The following is a 19,965-nucleotide window of genomic DNA, read 5'->3' as shown; positions in this document are numbered from 1 at the left end:
AAAACTGCATTATCGCAGTAATTTTCGTGGTTTGGTTATTTTACGCCCGGAAAAGCTGCACTTTTGCAACTTTGTCCTTTTATTGGGTTTCTATCTTCCGGATGCCAGCCGCCGCGGAGTCGGAGTAAAGCGCAATTTCGGGACCGGCGGCAGTTCACAGGGATGGTGGCGTGAGCGAATAAGGGGCCGGAGTCCGGAGGTTCGTAATCGAGCGCGCATGGCGGTGACGGCGCGGGTGAATAAAGCCCTGGAGGTTGGTAATCAGGCAGGCGGGGTTGGAGCGAATAAGGGGCCAGAGGTTCGTGATCCGGCATCCGGCAGTGGTGGCGCGAGCGAATAACGGGCGTCCGGTGGGGTTGGAGCGAGTGAATAAGCCCTGGGGTTCGCGATTCGGACGCCTGGCGGGGATAGAGCGAGAATAAGGCCCTGCAGGTGCGCAATGGGGCGCGTGGCGGGGGCGTCGGGCTACCGCCCGGCGGGGATAGCGCGAGCGAATAAAGCCCTGGCCGCCATCCTGGTGTCTTTGGCCTATATTTCACCGCGAAACAGTATCCGCCTCAGACAGGGACAATGGAGTTATTTCAGTTTATGTTATATATGTGTTAGCTTTATAGACAATTGATAAAACAAGGGCTGAAAAAATGTCAAAAATCGATAAAGAAAAACTTCGAAAAGTGTATTATAATTAGTTTTGTAATAATAACTAATCTATAAAGTTAGAAAACTTAACTCAAATGGGGGGTGGATCAGACATGAAGCCGTACGACAGCGAACATCCCTATCAACCGTATCTCTTGAAAGCGACGGGCCTGACGAAGCGTTTCGGCGCTCTGGTCGCCAATCAGGGGATCGACCTGGAGGTGAAGCCCGGTTCGATCCATGCCATTCTGGGCGAGAACGGCGCCGGCAAGAGTACATTGATGAAGATGCTCTATGGCGTCTACGAGCCGGATGAAGGCACGATCGAGATGGACGGCGGTCCGGTCGCTCTGCATCCGCCGATTAGGGCGAGGGCGAAAGGCATCGGGATGGTGTTTCAGGATTTTCGCCTCGTTCCGGCGCTTACGGTGCTTGACAATATTGCGCTGGCCGTGGAGAAAGGCTGGCGGCTGAACAGAAGCAGGCTTCTTGCCCGCATCGAAGAAGTATCGGCGAAATACGGTCTGTCGATCGACCCCGATGCGTATGTCTGGCAGCTCGATCTCGGACAGCGCCAGCGGCTGGAAATTGTGAAGGTGCTGCTTGCTCCCGGTACGCGTGTCATTATTTTTGACGAGCCGACCAGCGTGCTCGTCCCGCAAGAGGTCGAAGCCTTTCTCCGCATGCTCGATTTGCTGCGCCGGGATCGTTACGGCATTCTGCTCATTACGCACAAGATCAACGAAGTGATGGCTTGCGCGGATGAAGTGACCGTGCTGCGGAGCGGCCGGATTGTCTATACTTCCGACCGCGAGCGGGGATTCGACGCCCGGTCGCTTGTCGACGCGATGATGGGCGATAAGACGCTCAAGCCTGTGGCCAAGCCGCCGTCCGGTCGGGAAGGGGAAGCGCCTGTCCTGCTGCAGGTCGAGAACGGCACGATTGCCGGCGATCACGGCGAGACGGTGCTGGAGAACGTTCGGCTTTCGCTGCGCAAAGGGGAAATTACCGGTGTGGCAGGCATTTCCGGCAGCGGGCAGCGCGAGTTGGCGGAAGTGCTGTTCGGGCTCCGCAAGCTGTCGGGCGGCAAGCTGACCGTAGGCGGACAGCCGATCAAGGGAGGGCCGAAAGCGTTCATGGAAGCGGGCGTCAGCTTTGTGTCCGAAGACCCGATCAAGGAATCGGTCGTCCCGGGATTTTCGATTCTGGAGCATATGGTGCTGGACGGCATTCCGCTTCGCGCCAAAGGGGTCGGAATCGATTGGAGCCATATTCGCAAAGCGCTGGACGGCAGCGCGGAGGCGAAGGCGCTCGCGCTTGCGGAGGCGAGCCGGCGCGCAGACCGGCTGTCGGGCGGAAATGTGCAGCGTATGGTACTCTCCCGGGCGCTGATCCGTAAACCGGATGTGCTGATCGTCAGCTATCCGAGCCGGGGGCTTGATATCGGCACGACGCATACGATTCAGCAGCAGCTGATCGAGCTGGCGAGACAGGGAACGGCCATCCTGCTGTTCTCGGAAGATCTCGACGAACTGTTCAAGCTTTCCGACCGGCTCGTCGTACTGTCCGGCAAGCGGCTTCTCGGCCCCTATCTTCCCGCGGAAACCGATATATCACAAATCGGCCGACGGATGCTGAAAGGAGAATCCGCATGAAACAACAAGCCGCTGCGTTGCCGCTGCAAGGCGCTTCCGATATATGGCGGAGCCGCGTCAGATCCGCTGGCGTGCAGGCGGCCGTCCTGCTTGCCCCGTTCGTCCTGTACGGCTTGTTCCTGCTCGCGAACGGCGTCAATCCGTGGACCTTGTACGTATCGATGATCCGGTCAACCTTCGGCGATCTGTACGGTCTGGGCGAGGTGCTGCTGAAAGCGACGCCCATTATTCTAACCGGCCTTGCCGCCGCGCTCCCCGCCAAAGCGGGTCTCGTCAATGTCGGGGGCGAAGGGCAGCTTGCGATCGGCGCGCTGTTCTCCACCTGGTTCGCCGTATTCTATCTCGATCAGATGTCCGCCTGGGTCGGCATTCCGCTCATGCTGCTCGCCGGCGCGCTCGGCGGGGCGGTATGGGCCGGCATCACCGCGGCGCTCAAAGTGAGCGGCCGGCTCAACGAGACGATTACGAGCCTGCTGCTCAATTATGTGGCGGCCTACACGGTCAGCTTTTTCGTTCACGGGCTGCTGAAGGATCCCGAATCGTTCAACTGGCCCTTCTCGCCCGAAATATCGCCGGCGCTGCGGTTGCCGATCTTGGACGGGACGAGGCTTCATATCGGCTTCGCGGTTGCGATCGCATTCGCGGCGGTCGTCTGGTTTGTGCTGGCGAAGACGCGCGTCGGCTTCCGCATCCGCGTGCTCGGCAGCAATCGTCTGGCCGCGGAGCGGGCAGGATTCAACATCAACAGAACGTATGTCGCGGTGCTTCTCGCCGGCGGGGTTCTGGCAGGAATAGCCGGCATGATCGAAATTGCGGGAATCGAAGGGCGGCTGCGTCCCGAGACGGGAGCCGACTACGGCTACCTCGGATTTCTCGCGGCGATGATGGCCTGGAACCATCCCGTGCGGCTCATCGCAACCGGCTTTCTGCTCGGCATGATCAGTGTCGCGGGCAATACGCTGGAGATCGGCTCGGGACTGCCGTCGTCTTCCGTTCATATTTTGATGGGCCTTGTCCTGTTTTTTATTCTTGGCAGCAGAAGGCAGAAGGAGGGGTAAAGGATGATTGCCGATATTTTGACCGGCGCCCTGCGCTCGGGAACGTCCGTTATGCTGGCCAGCCAGGGGGAACTCGTATCGGAGCGGGCGGGCGTCATCAACCTCGGCACCGAAGGGGCGATGCTGGCCGGAGCGCTTGGCGGATTTGCCGTTACGGTATGGACAGGCAATCCGTGGCTGGGGGTGTTGGCGGGCGGCTTCTGCGGTATGTTGATCGCCGCGATACACGCTTTTCTGGTCTTGACATGCGGCGCCAATCAGCTTGCTACCGGCTTGACGATCATGTTTTTTGCCATCGGGCTGACGTCGTTTTTCGGGCGGGAGTTCGTCAGCCAGCGGATCGTCGGGTTCAATCCGGTGCCCATCCCGCTGCTTTCCGATATCCCGTTCGTCGGCGGCATCCTGTTTAACCACGATCCGCTGACGTATTTGTCGATTGCGCTCGTCCCCTGCCTATGGTACGCGCTCTTCCGGAAAAGGCTCGGCGTCATCCTGAGAGCGGCGGGCGAGCGGGAGGAAGTGCTGTTCGCAAGCGGGATCAATCCGAAGCTGGTCCGTTATTTGGCGGTGCTGGCCGGCGGTTGCCTCGCCGGCGTCGGCGGCGTGCAGCTGTCCGTCGCCTTCACCCACAGCTGGGTTGAAAATATGACCCAGGGGCGCGGCGTCGTCGCGGTGGCGCTCGTCATCTTCGCTTCGTGGAAGCCGGCGCGCGCCATGCTCGGCGCTTACCTGTTCGGCGCCGCCCAGGCGCTGCAGCTGACGGTGCAGCAAATGGGCTGGCCGATATCGACGTTTTTCCTGTTCATGGTTCCGTACCTGCTGACACTGGCGGCGCTTCTCGTCGTCGAGCGGAGAAAGCAGAGCGTAACGCCGGAAGCGCTCGGCAAAGTGCTGGCCGGGGATACGGGCGGTTGAGGAGACGGCGGATTTCAGGCAATCATTTCAGGCAATCATGTGTAAATCGTATGGATCGTATGGGTTGAGACCAACTGGAGGGAAACCGAGATGAAGAGAAGAGTATGGATAAAAGCGAACCAATGGATAGCCTGTGCGCTGACGATTGCCGTCCTCATGGCCGGGTGCAGCCAGCCGGGCGGCGGAGGAGGGGCTTCGGCGCCCGGCGCCGCGGACACGGAGTCCGCAAGCGGCGGGACGGCCGCGCCGGGAACGGGCGGAACCGCGGTCGGCTTTATTTTCGTCGGCACGAAAGACGATCACGGCTATAACCAGGCGGCCTATATCGGCAGCGAGGCGGTGGAGAAGGCTTACCCCGATCTGAAGGTGCTGCGGGCGGAGAATGTGCCGGAGACGGCCGAAGCCGAGCGGGTGATGGAGCAGATGATCCGGGACGGCGCCAAAATCATTTTCCCCACCTCTTATGGCCATCTCGATCCGGCGCTCAACGTCGCCAAGCGGCATCCGGACGTCGCGTTTTTCCATCAGGGCGGATTGAAGACGGCGGAAAATCTGGGCACCTATTTCGGGACGATCTGGGAGCCGATCTATCTGGCCGGCGTTGCCGCGGGCAAAATGAGCAAAACGGGCAAGCTTGGCTATGTCGTGTCGGTGCCGATTCCGCAGGTGCTGCTTAATGTGAACGCGTTCCAGCTCGGGGCGCGGTCGGTCAATCCGAACGCGACGACCTCCGTCGTCTTTACCGGCAGCTGGTGCGATCCGGGGCAGCAGGCGAATGCGGCCAACTCGCTGATCGACGCCGGGGTGGATGTGATCACCCAGCATCAGGACTGCACGAAGACGATTATTGAAACGGCCGAACGCCGGGGCGTCATGTCGGTCGGCTACCATACCGACGCTTCGGAGCTGGCCCCGAACGGCTGGCTGACCGGCTCGAGCTGGAACTGGTCGGATCTGTTCGTCGATATGGTGAAGGTGGCGGTGAACGGCGAATTCAAGGGCAGCAAGTATGACGGCAAATATCGCGGCATGCTGAAGGACGACATCGTGCAGCTGGCGAATTTCGGCGCGAATGTGCCGGATGACGTGAAGGCGCTCGTCGAGGAGAAGAAGGCGGCGCTGATTGACGGCACGCTCCATCCGTTCGCTGGTCCGGTGAAAGATCAGACGGGGAATGTCCGGATCGCGGAAGGCGAGCTGCCGACGCTCGATGAACTCGAAGCGACGGATTATTTGGTAGAAGGCGTCATCGGGAATATTCCGAAATAACGGCATGGGAGGCGGCGGCAACATGACGGATGCGCGAACGATTGTAAAACGGGCGGCGGAGATGGACTGGTCGCTGATGCCGGACCATGTATCGCTGTACCACAGGGAAATTGTCTCGGCGGCCGAGGCGGATGCGCTTGGCGTCCGCGCCAGCTCGGTGCTGTGGGAAAAATCGGGGTCGGCGGAGCCATTCTCCCCCATTATCACGATGTGGCGGAAATCATTCATATTACGGCGGGAAAAGTGCGGCTGCTGTGCAACGGCGAATGGCGGTCGTACGAGGCGGGCGACACCTTCCACGTTCCGGCCGGCGTCGTTCATTCGGTCGTGAACGATGACACGGCGCCGACCGAGCAAATCAGCATTTTTCTCCCGGTCGAAGAAGGGGCGCCGCGCAACTGCTATTTCGGAACGACGCAGGTGCCGGCGTCTATGCCGCCAGACCGTCCGCCCGCCGCGGAGGGAGAGTGAGCTTCATGCTTGCTCCGACGTATCAGGTGAGCGCGGCGCTGCCTTATCCTTACGAATGGCGGGCAGGCGCAGCCGCGCTCGTCATCATCGATATGCAGAACGACTTTTGCGCGCCGGGAGGCTTCGGCGAACGGCTCGGCAATGACATTTCGCCGGCGCGGGCGATCATTCCGGTCATCGCCGATGTGCTGGAAGCTGCGCGCGAGGCCGGGCTGCTGATCGTGCATACAAGGGAAGGACATCTGCCCGATCTGTCCGACTGTCCGCCGGCGAAGCTCGAACACAGCCGGCGTCAAGGCGCGGGCATCGGCGATGAGGGACCGATGGGCCGCATCCTGATCCGCGGGGAGCGCGGTCATGCGATCGTTCCCGAACTGGCGCCGCTGCCGGACGAGATCGTGATCGACAAGCCGGGCAAAGGCGCATTTTACGCGACCGGGCTTCATGATGTGCTGCAGGAGAGACGGATAGAGTCGCTGATCCTGTGCGGCGTAACGACCCATGTGTGCGTCCATACGACGCTGCGGGAGGCCAACGACCGGGGATACCGCTGTCTTGTGCTCGAGGATGCGACGGCCGCATTCGATCCGCGGGACCATGAGGCGGCGATTCGCATGGTGCGGCAGCAGGGCGGCATTTTCGGCTGGACTTCCCCGGCGGCGCCGTTCATCGCAGCGCTTCGAACCGGACATCCCGGCGCATAGATTCCGCCGCAACAGACCGGTATAGAAAGGATGGTAGCGATGGATTACGACATGCGGGGAGGACTGGCTGTCAAGGATCTGTTCGATATCCCCCATTTCCGTGAAGCGATTCTTCTCGGCGGCGAAGCGGGGCTGGAGAAGACGATCAGCCGGGTCAACGTGATGGAGGTGCCGGATGTGGCCGATTGGGTCCGCCCCGGCGAATTTCTGATGACGACCGGCTATCCGTTCAAGGACGACCCGGATACGCTGGTGACGCTGATCGCCGAGCTGGCTCAGAAAGGCGTCGTCGCTCTCGGTCTCAAGACGAAGCGGTTCGTCGACGCCGTGCCGGAAGCGGCCGTCCGGGCGGCCGACCGCTGCGGCATGCCGCTAATCGAGCTACCTCCGGGGACGGCGTTTTCGGATGTCGTCAGGGAAGTGATGGAGCGGGTGCTCGTGTCGGAATCCAAAGAACTGACCGTCCTGCAAGGACGGGTGCAACGCCTGTCCCGCATGCTGCTGCATGGGGACGGGCTTCCCGCTTTTATGAACCATTTGCAGCTGATGATTCATCACCCCGTCGTCCTGCTCGATCCCGAGAACCGTCTTGTCGCGTCGCCTGACGCGGAACGGTATTGCCGGCTGATCGACGATGCCGGCTGGCATGCGCTGCGGTCGGCGCGCGACCGCGAAGCGAGCGTGCTGCAGGTTGCCGGCAGCAGCGTCCGGGTGCGGGTGATGCCGGTGTCCGCCGACCCGCTTCATCCGTATTTGCTGCTTGTATTCGAGGAAGGGGGCGGATACGGCATCGTCGATTCGCTCACCGTAAATTGGGCCGGCCGACTGCTCGGCTTCGAAATCAGCAATATGCAGGCGCGGAAAAAATCGAGATGAAATATTTCGATCAGTTTCTGCAAGACTGGATGACCGGCCGGATCGTATCGTCCGTCGATTTGCGCCTGCGGGCGGAAGCGTGCGGATGGCCGCTCGAACGGCATGCCTCCTATATCGCGGGGGCGGCCGCTCTGGAGGACGGTCCGAACGATGCCAAAGAACAGCAGGAGCTGGCCAAGCGGCTGAACGGGGAAAGCGTATTGCGGGGCTGCGGCGGCATCAAATGGACCGTATTGGAGGGCGGGCTCGTCGTGCTTCTGACGTTCCGCGGCAACGACCGGGAGGAGGAAGAAGGTGCCGTGCAGGCGGCCTGGTCGATTTTGCAGTCCGTACTCCGGGGGAAACGGGCGGCGCTTTGTCTCGGCCGGACGGCGGACGGCACGGATGGCGTGCCGGACAGCTACCGCGATGCGAAACGGGTCGCCGAAATCAGGCGGGTGTGCCGGCTCGGGAACGATATTGTCCGATATCGCGAGCTTGGCGTCTATATGCTGCTGTACCGGCTGCAAGGATCCGAGGAACTGGCGGAATTCAGCAGGATGTATGTCGCCCCGCTGCTGGAAATGGACCGCAAACAGCAGGGGTCGCTGTTGACGACGCTGCGCACTTATATCCATTGCAATTGCAACGCCAAGGAAACCGCCGAGCGGATGTTCGTGCACTACAATACGATCAGCTACCGGCTGGAGCGAATCCGCAACGAGCTCGGTCTTCGGCTCGACGATCCGGAGACGAAGCTGCTCGTCCAGCTCGCGCTCAAAGCGATCGATATCGGGGAAAGCGAATAGCAGGGCTTCCCGGAAATGATCCGAATGTCGGGAAGCCCTGCCGAATATTGCACGGTATTATTTCCGCCTTGCCGGCCACCGGTGCCGCTCCACATGGGCGAGCATCGTGTGAAAGACGATTCCCCACTGCCGTTCATTCAGCCGGCAGATCGGATCGTTCCGATTAGCGCCGACCGCTCTCAACAGCTGCTTCAGCTGCGGCGGCGTAAAGATGCCTTTCAGCGCTTCGTGAATCGGCAGATCGGGATACCGCAGCCCGTACTCCGCCAGCGCGATGAAGCGGGCGCGGTGTTGCAGCGGCACGGGCGGGCTGCTTTTGCGCCGGATATGAAGCAGCGCCGCGTCCACGCTCGGCGGGGGCGAGAAGCGGTGCCGCGGGACGACTTTGGCCAGCTTGATGTCGAACCACATTCTCCATGCCAAGAGCCGCGCGCTGCGAATACGGCGTGCGGTAAAGCCTTTCGCCGCGCCGTGCGCGACGATCAGCACCGCCCGTTGAAAAGCTTCCGCCGGCGAATCGAGCAGCCGGGTCAAGATGGCCGTCGTCATATAAAACGGGATATTCGCCACGACGCAGAAAGGCTCTTGCGGGAGCCGCGTTATGGCAAAATCTTTTTCGACGACTGTAATATGGCGCAGCTCGCCGGTTCTTCTGCGCAGTGCTGCCGCCAATACGGGGTCGTTCTCGACCGCCAGCACCTTGCCGGCTTTCTTCGCCAGCAGGAGCGTAATCGCCCCGGCTCCGGCCCCGATATCGACGACGGTATCGGTCGTTCGGATGCCGGCGATGCCGATCATTTCGAGAATGAGCTCGCGGTCCCGCAAAAAATGTTGTCCGTGGAGCTTGTCTCGCTCCGGCACTTTCCGCTCCTTCGGGAGCCGGTGATTTCGTTGTTTCATCGCAATCTCTCCTCCGTTGCCGAAGATTATAAAAAAACACACAGGCAAGCGCTGCCTGTGTGTTCGGCAATCGGAGAAGGCATACGGATAGAGCGGGGTCTTGCGGCCGAGAAAGGCCAGAGAAGCCGGGAAGGCTGGAAAATCCGGAAAATCCGGAAAATCCGGAAAGGCGGCTCCGCCAACGCTTCTTGGAGACGAACGCTCCTTCCGGACGGACGGCATCTAACCGCCGCGCGCCCGGCCTCTCGAACCGTCATTTCGGCTCAACCCAATCCGCTCAGGCATGCGTCATTGCACGCCAAAGGCTATCCTTGCGGTATTTTCGCATAGGCGTAAAAAGGCAGACCAAATCCGAGTCCTCTGCACACAGGCAGAGCTTTAAGCGCTATTCAGTTGGCGCAAAGCATGCGTACTCGGATTTTTTGGTCTACCATACGTAACCCTCCGTTCGGCTGAAAGCCGGGATATGGCCTAACCGTTCGATGAAACGAACGATCGAGATACTGTCTAACCGTTCGATGAAACGAACGATCGAGATACGGTCTAACCGTTCGATGAAACGAACGATCGGGATATGGCCCAACCGTTCGACGAAACAAACGATTAGGGCGATTAGGCGATGCCCGGGTAACGGGCTTACAGCTCGATAAAATGAGCGCGGTATTTCTCGTAGTCCGCGGCTTTGCATTCGAGCCGCAGCCGCGTTCCTTCCGGTTCGTAGCTCGTCTCCTGCACATGAGCGTGCTCGTTGAAATACGCGACCAGCCGCCCCTGATCGTACGGAATGACGATTTCGCGCTGCACATAGCTGCTGAATATCTGTTCGCGTATCATGCCGACCAGCTCGTCGATCCCTTTCCGCTCCCGGACGGACAGGTATACGGAGCCGTCCTGCACTTGCGGGTACGGATGTTCCGTGATGTCCAGCTTGTTAAAGGCATAAATCATCGGAATGTGATCCGCGCCAAGCTCCCGGAGCGTGTCGTTGGTCACTTCGATCTGCTTCTCATGATCGGGATTGGAAAAATCGACGACGTGTATGAGCAGGTCGGCTTCGGCCACTTCCTCCAGCGTCGAGCGGAACGCTTTGACCAGATGATGGGGCAAACCGCTGACAAAGCCGACGGTGTCCGTCAGCAGGAACGATTTGCGGTCGGGCAGCTCGATGCTGCGCACCGACGTCTCCAGCGTGGCGAACAGCATGTCGCGGGCCAGCACCTGCTTCTCCGGTTGCGGATTGTACCGCTCGACGAGCGCGTTCATCAGGCTCGACTTGCCGGTATTCGTATATCCGACGAGACAGACGACAGGTATGTCGTTCTTGCGGCGCTGCTTCCGCTGGACCTGCCGGCGCGCGACCAGCTTCTCGAGCTCGTTCTGCAGTGCGGCGATCCGTTCTTCGATGCGGCGGCGGTCAAGCTCGAGCTTCGTCTCGCCGGCTCCTCTGTTGCGGAGCCCGGCTCCGCCGCCTTGCCGGCCGAGCGACGCGCGCAGCCCGACCAGGCGGGGAAGCATATATTGCAGCTGGGCGACTTCCACTTGCAGCTGGGCTTCTCTCGTCTTCGCCCGTTCCGCGAAAATATCGAGAATGAGCATGGTGCGGTCGATCACCTTTCGCTTGAGCGCCGCTTCCAGATTGCGAATCTGGGAAGGAGACAGCTCGTCGTTGAAGATGACGAACGCCTCTTCGTACGCTTCCAGCAGCGCGGCGAGCTCCTGGAGCTTGCCGGTGCCGATATAATGGGAAGGGTTGATACGAACGGCCTTCTGGCTCAGCTCGTCAACCACTTGCACCTGGCATGCTTCGGCCAGGCTGCGCAACTCCTCCATGGAGGAGGCAAAATCGGTGCGTTCCGGCAGGTGAACGCCGACAATGACCGCTTGTTGCTGTTGTTGTTTCATATTGAGATCATCCTCCGTTCCAAAAAAGCAATAAAAAAAACACAGGCCGGCCGCCTGTGTCATCCGTGAAAACGGGTAGAGGATGCAGAAATAGCTATCCATGGAAAACGCGAACAAAGCAGCTGCAAGCCGGGAACGACAGATCGCACGCGGGGTATGACCGATCGAAACCGATGTCGGGAACGACAGATCGCATACAAGGTATGACCGATCGCAACCGATGCCGGCAGCCGAATGCTCAACGTTTGACGTAACGGGTACGTGAAAAATGGACAGACCTATCCCGAATCCTCTGCGCACAGGCAGAGCCTTTGGCGTCATACAATTAGCCGCGCAAAGATCTGATCCGGATAGAATCTATCACACGTAACCCTCCGTTCCATTCGTTTGCATACGAGTGTACCACAACCGGCCCGTCTTTGGCAAACCCGTTTTGGAGAAGCCGCGAATCTATCGCCTATCCGTATAATTTTGCACAATAACGCGGACAATAATTGCGCTGTTTTATTTTAATATCGTTAAGTACAATAGCTGACAAGAGAGAGTCGCACAAGGTTGGGAGGGCTTGTCCTTGCTGGATGAAAGAAGCGCTTCCATGCTCGCTTATTTGCAGGAAAAGCAGGATTACGTTTCGGTGCGGGAGTTGATGGGTGCGTTTCACATTTCGAAACGGACTGTTTATTACGATATGGACAAAATCGACGGCTGGCTGCGGTTTAACGGCATGGCTCCCGTCGAGCGGGTGCGCGGAGCGGGCTTCCGGCTGCCGGAGGAGACCCGTTCGCAGCTGCCCGCCAAAGCGGGAAACGCCCGAGTCTCCCAATATTATTTGTCCCGGGACGAACGGGTGGCCTGGCTCGGCTTGCATCTGATCCATCGGACGAAGCCGATGTTTCTGCACGATATGGAGCAATTGCTCCAGGTCAGCCGCGGAACCGTTCTTGCCACGCTGCAGCAGCTGCGGACCGAGCTCGCCGCTTTCGGCCTCGACATTGCGTTTCATCGCAAAGACGGCTACGAAGTGCGGGGGAACGAGAAGGATAAGCGAACGGCGCTCTCTCATATGCTTTCCGCGCTGCTGACCCATATGAGCTGGAAACAGTTCGTATCCCGGATGCGGGGGTTGGTCGGGGCTAATCTGTACCGCTCGCATTTTCCGCATTTAGGGGAAGACCGGCTGTCTTCCGTCTATGACATGATCGCTTCCGGTGAACGGGCGATCGGCATGGAGCTGGCCGACGAAACCATTGTTCATCTTGCCGCCCTGCTGCTGCTGTCCGCAGACCGGCTGGCTCAAGGGAAGCGGGTGACGATGGACGAGGAGGAGAAGCGGGCGCTGCGCAAGACACCGCAATTCCAGGCCGCGGTCAAAATCGCGCAGGAGCTCGAAAAGCTGTTCGGCGTGCCGTTTCCGGAGGACGAGATTTGCTATATGACGGTTCATTTGCTGGCTGCCAAGGTGAACAGGCTGGAGCGGGAATCCGACGATCAGGAAACCGCGCGTCTCCGCGAGGCGACCGGCCGGATGATCGATATGTTCGAACGTCTCGGCTGTGTCTATTTCCAGCATCGCGAAGCTTTGGAGAAGCAGCTGTTTCTCCATGTGAAATCCGCGTATTACCGGATCAAATACAATCTCAAGACCGAGAACCCGCTTACGGCCTCGATTATGGAGAAGTATCCCGAAGTGTTCGAATTGACGAAAAAATCGGCGCTGCCGCTCGAGGAGTTGCTGGGCAAACCGATCGGCGACGACGAATTGGCGTATATGGCGATGCACTTCGGCGGCTGGCTGCGCAGGGAGCAGGTCAAGCCGGTCCGGCGCAAGTCGGCGGCGATCGTTTGCGTCAACGGCGTATCCGCCTCGCGCATGCTGAAAATCCAGCTTGAGCAATTGTTTCCGGCCATCGATATTACGGCCGTTCTGTCCTTAAGGGATTACGAGCATTTTACAGGCAAGGTCGATTTCATCTTTTCCACCGTGCCGCTGCCGAACAGCGAAGTTCCCGTCTTTACCGTCAACGCCATTATGAGCGATGCGGAGAAAGCCAGCCTGCTGAACCGGCTCCTTCCGCATCTGGATGGCGGAGCGGGGGAAGGGCCCGGTCCTTCCGCGCAGGCCATCGTCGAGCTGGTGAAGAAGCATGCGGTCGTTCGAAACGAAGGGCGGCTGCTCGAAGATGTCCGGCGATATTTGGCGGCGGCCCGAGGCGGGAGAGTGGAAGACCGGAAGCCGTCGCTCAAGGAACTGCTGACGCCGGACCGCATGACGCTTCAGGGCGAAGCGGAGGATTGGCGGGCCGCGATCCGGCTCGCCGCGGAACCGCTGCTGAACGACGGCAGCATCGTCCGGCGGTATGTGCAGGCGATGATCGATAAAGTCGAACGCCACGGACCCTATATTGTGATCGGGCCGGGTATTGCGATCGCCCATGCCAGGCCGGAAGACGGCGTTGTCCGAAGCGCGATGGCGCTGCTGACCTCGGCCCGAGGCATCGACTTCGGCTCCGAACCGCGGCATCGGGTACGGCTTTTGTTCGTCATCGCGAGCGTGGACGGTGAGTCGCATCTGAGAGCTTTGGCGCAGCTGACGGAGATGTTCCGCGAGGAACGCCACCGTGAACGGCTTGCCCAGGCGACTGCTCCGGACCCAATCGTCCGAATAATCGAACAATATTCGGCCTCTGTCTAAGCCCGAGTTGAGGAGGATGATAGGATGCGTTTTTTGGAACAAGACTTGATATCGCTGGATGCCGAGGCGAAGGACGCGGAGGAGGCGATCCGGCTGGCCGGCCGCCTGCTGGTGAACGGCGGAACGGCGGACAACCGGTACGTGGAGGCGATGGTGGCCGCTTATCGGGAGAAAGGGCCTTATTTCGTCCTCGCTCCCCATATCGCGCTGCCTCATGCGAAAGCGGAGGACGGGGTGAACGAGGCGTCCGTCTCCTTCGTTCGGCTCCGCCGTCCGGTACCGTTCGGCCATGCCCACAACGACCCGGTCGAGCTCGTCTTCGCGCTCGGATCGTCGTCCAGCGCGGATCATATTGCGCTGCTGCGCAAACTGACGACATTGCTCAATGACCCGGCGAACGTGCAGGCGATGAAAGAAGCCGCAACCGCCGGCGACATAGAGGCCTTGCTGGCAAAAGCTTGAAATCAAATCTAAAACGGGAGGTAATGGCGATGAAAGTGTTGTGCGTATGCGGGTTAGGTCAAGGAACGAGTCTCATTTTGCGAATGAATGTGGAAAACGTTTTGAAGGAGATGGGCGTGCAGGCGGACGTCGAGCATACCGACGTTTCGACGGCTTCGTCCATGCCGGCGGATTATATCGTCACGAGCAACGAACTGGCGCAAACCCTGCAAGGGCATTCGGCCCAAATCGTCATCGTCAACAATTATTTCGACCTGAACGAGATTAAAGAAAAGTTGAAAGCCGTTCTATAGTTCTATAACCGAATAGGGGGGATTGTCCAATGGACGCTTTATTCTGGATTGCCACGAATATATTCGGAACGCCCGCCATTTTGCTCGGTTTTATCGTGCTGATCGGGCTGCTCCTGCAGAAAAAACGGTCAGTCAGGTCGTCAGCGGAACGTTCAAGGCGGTGATCGGTTTTCTGATTATCGGCGCCGGCGCGAACGTCATCGTCAACGCTTTGAACGTGTTCGAGCCGATGTGGAAGGAAGTATTCGGCCTCGAGGCCGAATCGCTGGGGCAATTTCTCGGCCAGGATGCCTTCAATGGAAAATACGGCAGCGCCGTTACGCTCGCCATGCTCGTCGGCTTTCTCCTCAACGTGCTGCTGGCCCGGTTTACGAAGTTTAAATATATCTATTTGACCGGGCACATGATGTTCTGGACGGCTACCATTTTTGCCGGTATCGTCGTGCATGCGGCGGGGGATGTGGCGCAGTGGAAGCTGGTCGCGTTCATCGCGGTCATTCTCGGCCTGTACTGGACGCTGCAGCCGGCTTTGACGCAGCCGTTCATGCGCCAAATTACCGGAAACGACAACATCGCGCTCGGCCATACTTCCGCTTCGGTCGCGCTGCTCGGCGCGCTGTTCGGCAAGTGGCTCGGCAACAAAAACAACGACGCGGAAAAAATCAAAGTACCCAAAGGACTGGAATTTCTTCGCGATTCCAATGTCATTACGGCGCTCAGCATGGGCGTTCTGTTTCTGGTCGGCGCGCTGGTCATCGTGACGAAAGGCACGCCCGGCGCCCAAGAGCTGATCGCCAAGGCGGGAGAGCAAAATTTCATCATATACGCCATCATCCAATCGCTTACTTTCGCCGGAGGCATCGCCATCGTGCTGATGGGGGTGCGGATGTTCATCGGCGAGTTGGTTCCCGCTTTCAACGGGATTGCGACGAAGATCGTGCCCGGCGCGAAGCCGGCGCTCGATTGCCCGGTCGTATTTCCGTACGCGCCTAACGCGGTTATTCTCGGGTTTATCGGCGCTTTTGCCGGCGCGCTGATCTGGCTGGTCGTGCTGGGCAACACCGTTGCCTATATCTTCGTGCCGACGATGATCGTGCTGTTCTTCCACGGCGCTACGGCCGGGGTGTTCGGCAACGCGACTGGCGGCGTGCGCGGCGCATTGATCGGCGGTTTTCTGACCGCCACCGTCGTCGCATGGGGCCAGTACATTATGGTGCGCTTCCTCATTTCGTCGACGGTGCCGGATACGGCGATGTGGGCGGCCGATTCCGACATGTTCATCATCGGTCCGATTCTGCGCTTCCTGGCGCAATTGCTGTTCTGAACGTCCTGGCCGGCGAACGCCAATCATCAAGATATGGGAGGGACGATCGATGAGTTTTATTCGGACGCTTGATGCCGACATTCCCAAAGAGCAGCTTGGCTTTACGTATTCCCACGAGCATATCGTATGCCGGCCGGCCTACTGGGCGGAACGCGGGGAAGATGATCTGCTGCTGGACGACCCGGAGAAATCGAAACGGGACGTTCTCGATTTCAAGCGGCATGGCGGGCAGGCGATCGTCGACGCGACGGCGATCGATTACGGGCGCGACGTGCCGGCGGTTCATCGCATTATGAAGGAGACCGGCGTCCGCATCGTCGGCACAGCCGGCTTCAACAAGAGCTTTCTGTGGAATGCCAAGATTAAGGAAGAGCTGAAGCCGCTGATCGGCAACTACAACACGTATTACGAATGGATCGAGGCGAAAAGCGTCAACGAACTGGCCGATTTCGTCATCCGCGAAGTGGAGGAAGGGCTGGAGGGCACGCCGTTCAGAGCCGGACAGGTCAAATTCGGCACCGGCTACAACCGGATTACGCCGCTGGAGGAGAAGACGCTGCGCGCCGTCGCCCGCGCGCACCACGAGACGAAAGCGCCGATCCATTCCCATACGGAAGCGGGGACGATGGCTCTGGAGCAAATCGAGCTGCTCCGGAGCGAGAACGTCGATCTGAGCTTTCTTAGCCTTGGGCATATGGACCGCAATCCGGACCCGTATTATCACGAGCAGATCGCGAAAACCGGCGCCTATTTATCCTTCGACGGCATCGGCAAAATCAAGTACGCGCCCGAGAGCACGCGCATTCACCTCATTTTGGAGCTGGTCCGCAAAGGCTATGAGGACCAGATTCTGATCAGCGGGGATACGGCGCGCAAAACGTATTACAAGCATTACGATTACGGTCTCGGGCTGGAATATATTATCGCCAAGTGGGTGCCGCGATTTGTGGACGAGGCCGATCGGGCTGGGTTTGACGGACGCAAGCTGATCGAGAAATTTTTCGTGACGAATCCGGCCAATTGCTTCGCTTTCAAACGGTAAAGGAGCGGGAAGCATGATTTTCAAGACGAAAATTCATTCGATATCGCGGCCAAAATCGAACGGATGCCGTGCGCGATTTTGCCGATCGGCGCCGTCGAGGCGCACGGCCCGCATCTTCCGCTCGGTACGGACAACCTGCTTGCCGAACGGCTCGCCCGCCGGCTGGCGGAACGGACGGACAGCTTCGTCCTGCCTACCCTTCCGTACGGCCAGGTATGGAGCCTGCAGAACTTTCCAGGCAGCATTAACGTTTCGAACGAAGCGCTGGTTCGGATGCTTTACGATATCGGGGAAAGCCTTGTCCGGCAAGGCTTCCGCATTTTTGTCATGCTGAACGGGCATCTCGGCAACGCGGTCGCCTTGAAGGAAGCGGCCCGACTGTTGTACCGGGATTATCCGGAGCTCAAAGTCTACTATTTCTTTTACCCGGGGGCGAAAGAAGCGATTAACGAGGTGCGGGAATCGCCCTCTTCGCACTCTTCCTATTTTCACGCGTGCGAGCTGGAAACGTCGTATATGCTGTATTTGGCGGAGGAACATGTGGATATGTCGAGAGCGATCAGCGATCCTCCGGAGATCGGCCTGGAGGCCGACTGCACGCCGACCCCGTGGGAGACGTTCACGCAGACGGCCGTGCTGGGGGATGCGACGCTGGCCGCGAAGGAGAAAGGCGAGCGGATTATCGAAGCGACGCTGGCCGCGATGACGGCGATGATTCAGGAAGCCAAACAACGGATTCATACCGGCAAGGAGAAGTGATACGGTTGCTGCACACTTATTTCCGGCATATTCATCAAATGTTGGACGAGATTGAAAAACGGCAGGCGGAAGCGGTCGGCGAAGCGGCCGCGAAAACGGCGGAAGCGATTATGAACGGCGGCGTCATTCATTTCTTCGGCTGCGGACATTCGCATATTTTGACCGAAGAAGTGTTTTACCGCGCCGGGGGACTCGTTCCGATCCGCCCGATTTTCGTCGAGAAGCTGATGCTTCACGAAGGCGCGGTCCGCTCCTCGGAGCTGGAACGGCAGAACGGGCTCGCGGAGACGTTCATGAACGATCAGGATATCCGTCCCGGCGAAGTGATGTTCGTGCTGTCCACTTCCGGCCGCAATCCGGTGCCGATTGACGCCGCCCTTATCGCCAAGCGGAAGGGCGCGTTCACGATCGGCATCACCTCGCTGGCGTATTCGCAAAGCCAGCCGTCCCGGCACGAGAGCGGCAAGCATCTGTACGAGGCCGTCGATCTGGCCATTGACAACGGCGCGGTCGCGGGAGATGCGGTGCTGACCCATCCCGGCGTGCCGATCCCGTTTACGCCGACGTCCACCGTGATCGGCGCGGCCGTTCTCAATGCCATCCTGGCGCAGGCGATCGCCGTTATGGCCGAGCGGGGTTACGAGCCCCCCGTCTTTCTAAGCGGCAATATCGACGGCGCCGACGAGCATAACCGGGCGCTGATCGAACGCTATCGGGACCGGGTACCGCTTTAACAGGTAAGGAGGAGCAATGATGACAACAAGAGAATTGATCATACAGAACGAACAAGGATTTCATGTCCGTCCCGCGCAATTGTTCGTCGACAAAGCAAGCGAATTCGAATCGGCGGTCAAGGTGAGAAACGCGAGCGGCGAAGAAGCGGACGCCAAAAGCATGCTGGAGCTGATGACGCTCGGTCTTGCCAAGGGAGCGAGCATCACGATCGAGGCGGAAGGCCCGGACGAGAAGCAGGCGGTCGAAGCGCTCGCGGAGCTGATCGAAAGCAAGTTCGGTGAAGCGTGATGGCGGAACAGCGCATACAAGGCATCGGCGTATCGGAAGGAATCCGAATCGCGAAAGCGTTCGTACTGGCTTCCGAGACGCGGCCGGACGCGGTCCGCGAAACGGTATCCGCCGCGGCAACGGAAGTGGAGCTCGCCCGTCTCGGCCAGGCGAAAGCGCGCAGCGAAGCGGAGCTGACGGAGCTGGCGGAGCAGGCGAAGCGGACGCTTGGGGAGAAGCAGGCCGGCATTCTCGCCGGCCAGGCGCGGATGCTGTCCGATCCGGCCTACTTCCCGCAGATCGAGAAGCGGATCAGGGAGGAGAGATTCGCCGCCGAGTACGCCGTTCGCTCGGTGACCGAGCATTTCGCCGGACGATTCGAAGCGATGGATAACGAATATATGCGCGAACGGGCGGCCGACATCCGCGATCTTGGCAGGCGGCTGCTTGCGCATCTGCGGGGAGAAGAGAGGACGAGTCTCGCCGGCTTGCGGGAGGAAGTCATCGTCGTCGCCGACGATCTCGCCCCTTCCGATACCGTGCAGCTTGACCGGCGGTACGTGCAGGCGCTCGTCACCCGGATGGGCGGCCGGACGTCGCACACCTCCATCATCGCCCGTTCGCTCGGCATTGCGGCTGTCGTCGGCGCGGGAGACGCCGTGCGCGATATCGCCGACGGTGAGCTGCTGGTCGTCGACGGCGGGGAAGGGCTCTGCATTCGCCGCCCCGACCCGGAGACGATCGAAGCGTACAAGCTCCGCCAGCAGCGCGAGCGGGACGAGCGGAGCGCGCTCGAACGATTCCGCGACCGGCCGGCGGAGACGAAGGACGGGCTGCGCGTGGAGCTGGCCGCCAATATCGGCACGGTCCGGGAAGCGGCGGAAGCCGCCGGGCAGAATGCGGACGGGATAGGCTTGTACCGGACCGAATTTTTGTACATGGATGCGGACCGGCTGCCGGACGAGGACCGGCAATTCGCGGCTTACCGGGAAGTGGCGGAACGGATGGCCGGCCGTCCCGTCGTCATTCGCACGCTGGACATCGGGGGGGACAAGGCGCTTCCGTATCTGGAGCTGCCGAAGGAAGAGAATCCTTTTCTCGGCTACCGCGCGATCCGCATCGGTCTCGACCGCCGCGAGCTGCTGCGCGTCCAGCTTCGTGCGATATGGCGCGCCAGCCGTTACGGCAACGTGAAAATCATGTTCCCGATGATT

Annotated in this window: 19 protein-coding genes and 1 pseudogene; 18 read left to right on the top strand and 2 right to left on the bottom strand. The window is 59.8% G+C overall.

The window, feature by feature from the left end; genetic code table 11:
* From PACILC2_RS13520 to PACILC2_RS13480, 9 genes are all read left to right on the top strand, one after another.
* Positions 1-340: hypothetical protein (locus PACILC2_RS13520; protein ID WP_213529135.1), on the top strand; the 340-nt coding region annotated here is incomplete at its 5' end.
* 412 nt (positions 341-752) lie between these two features.
* On the top strand, positions 753-2,294 hold the full coding sequence (locus PACILC2_RS13515; protein ID WP_213529134.1) for an ABC transporter ATP-binding protein: 1,542 nt from the start codon (positions 753-755) through the stop codon (positions 2,292-2,294).
* On the top strand, positions 2,291-3,352 hold the full coding sequence (locus tag PACILC2_RS13510) for an ABC transporter permease (protein WP_213529133.1): 1,062 nt from the start codon (positions 2,291-2,293) through the stop codon (positions 3,350-3,352). The genes PACILC2_RS13515 and PACILC2_RS13510 overlap by 4 nt, the downstream gene beginning before the upstream one ends.
* Positions 3,353-3,355: 3 nt before the next feature.
* A complete protein-coding gene (locus PACILC2_RS13505) occupies positions 3,356-4,267 on the top strand; it encodes an ABC transporter permease (protein WP_213529132.1) in 912 nt (303 codons plus the stop codon).
* 90 nt (positions 4,268-4,357) lie between these two features.
* Complete coding sequence (locus PACILC2_RS13500; protein ID WP_213529131.1) at positions 4,358-5,536, top strand: BMP family ABC transporter substrate-binding protein; 1,179 nt, start codon at positions 4,358-4,360, stop codon at positions 5,534-5,536.
* Between the two features lie 162 nt (positions 5,537-5,698).
* A complete protein-coding gene (locus PACILC2_RS13495) occupies positions 5,699-6,007 on the top strand; it encodes a cupin domain-containing protein (RefSeq protein ID WP_244863488.1) in 309 nt (102 codons plus the stop codon).
* A 5-nt stretch (positions 6,008-6,012) separates the two neighbouring features.
* Positions 6,013-6,711, top strand: coding sequence for a cysteine hydrolase family protein (locus PACILC2_RS13490; protein ID WP_213529130.1), 699 nt, complete (start codon positions 6,013-6,015; stop codon positions 6,709-6,711).
* A gap of 39 nt (positions 6,712-6,750) precedes the next feature.
* Positions 6,751-7,587 (top strand): PucR family transcriptional regulator ligand-binding domain-containing protein, encoded by an 837-nt coding sequence (locus tag PACILC2_RS13485; RefSeq protein WP_213529129.1) that lies wholly within the window; start codon positions 6,751-6,753, stop codon positions 7,585-7,587.
* Entirely contained in the window at positions 7,584-8,375 is a 792-nt protein-coding gene (locus PACILC2_RS13480) for a PucR family transcriptional regulator (RefSeq protein ID WP_213529128.1), read from the top strand. Before PACILC2_RS13485 ends, PACILC2_RS13480 begins: the two co-directional genes overlap by 4 nt.
* Positions 8,376-8,432: 57 nt before the next feature.
* Here PACILC2_RS13480 and erm read toward each other — a convergent pair whose 3' ends face one another.
* Together erm and hflX are read right to left on the bottom strand one after the other, a co-directional pair.
* Positions 8,433-9,275, bottom strand: coding sequence for a 23S ribosomal RNA methyltransferase Erm (gene erm / locus PACILC2_RS13475; RefSeq protein ID WP_213529127.1), 843 nt, complete (start codon positions 9,273-9,275; stop codon positions 8,433-8,435).
* Between the two features lie 636 nt (positions 9,276-9,911).
* The gene (hflX, locus tag PACILC2_RS13470; RefSeq protein ID WP_062489139.1) at positions 9,912-11,177 is read right to left on the bottom strand and encodes a GTPase HflX; all 1,266 of its coding nucleotides are present in this window, start codon (positions 11,175-11,177) and stop codon (positions 9,912-9,914) included.
* 571 nt (positions 11,178-11,748) lie between these two features.
* On the opposite strand from hflX, the gene PACILC2_RS13465 reads away from it, so the two are divergent.
* The 9 genes and pseudogenes from PACILC2_RS13465 to ptsP all read left to right on the top strand — a co-directional run.
* A complete protein-coding gene (locus PACILC2_RS13465; protein WP_244863487.1) occupies positions 11,749-13,869 on the top strand; it encodes a BglG family transcription antiterminator in 2,121 nt (706 codons plus the stop codon).
* A gap of 24 nt (positions 13,870-13,893) precedes the next feature.
* The gene (locus tag PACILC2_RS13460; protein ID WP_062496323.1) at positions 13,894-14,331 is read left to right on the top strand and encodes a PTS sugar transporter subunit IIA; all 438 of its coding nucleotides are present in this window, start codon (positions 13,894-13,896) and stop codon (positions 14,329-14,331) included.
* 29 nt (positions 14,332-14,360) lie between these two features.
* Entirely contained in the window at positions 14,361-14,624 is a 264-nt protein-coding gene (locus PACILC2_RS13455; RefSeq protein WP_062496321.1) for a PTS sugar transporter subunit IIB, read from the top strand.
* Positions 14,625-14,653: 29 nt separating this feature from the next.
* Positions 14,654-15,948 (top strand): annotated as a pseudogene (gene ulaA / locus PACILC2_RS13450) (PTS ascorbate transporter subunit IIC).
* Between the two features lie 49 nt (positions 15,949-15,997).
* Positions 15,998-16,990: a phosphotriesterase family protein gene (locus PACILC2_RS13445; RefSeq protein ID WP_213529126.1), complete on the top strand. Its 993-nt coding sequence runs from the start codon at positions 15,998-16,000 to the stop codon at positions 16,988-16,990.
* A gap of 63 nt (positions 16,991-17,053) precedes the next feature.
* Positions 17,054-17,749, top strand: coding sequence for a creatininase family protein (locus PACILC2_RS13440; RefSeq protein ID WP_213529125.1), 696 nt, complete (start codon positions 17,054-17,056; stop codon positions 17,747-17,749).
* Positions 17,750-17,754: 5 nt separating this feature from the next.
* Entirely contained in the window at positions 17,755-18,483 is a 729-nt protein-coding gene (locus tag PACILC2_RS13435) for an SIS domain-containing protein (RefSeq protein WP_213529124.1), read from the top strand.
* 19 nt (positions 18,484-18,502) lie between these two features.
* The gene (locus PACILC2_RS13430; RefSeq protein ID WP_062496311.1) at positions 18,503-18,772 is read left to right on the top strand and encodes an HPr family phosphocarrier protein; all 270 of its coding nucleotides are present in this window, start codon (positions 18,503-18,505) and stop codon (positions 18,770-18,772) included.
* Positions 18,772-19,965: phosphoenolpyruvate--protein phosphotransferase (gene ptsP, locus PACILC2_RS13425; RefSeq protein WP_213529123.1), on the top strand; the 1,194-nt coding region annotated here is incomplete at its 3' end. The genes PACILC2_RS13430 and ptsP, both read left to right, overlap by 1 nt.

The sequence above is a fragment of the Paenibacillus cisolokensis genome, from assembly GCF_018403665.1.
Classification (GTDB): domain Bacteria; phylum Bacillota; class Bacilli; order Paenibacillales; family Paenibacillaceae; genus Paenibacillus_AH; species Paenibacillus_AH cisolokensis.
This window is presented reverse-complemented; position numbering and strand designations above follow the sequence as displayed.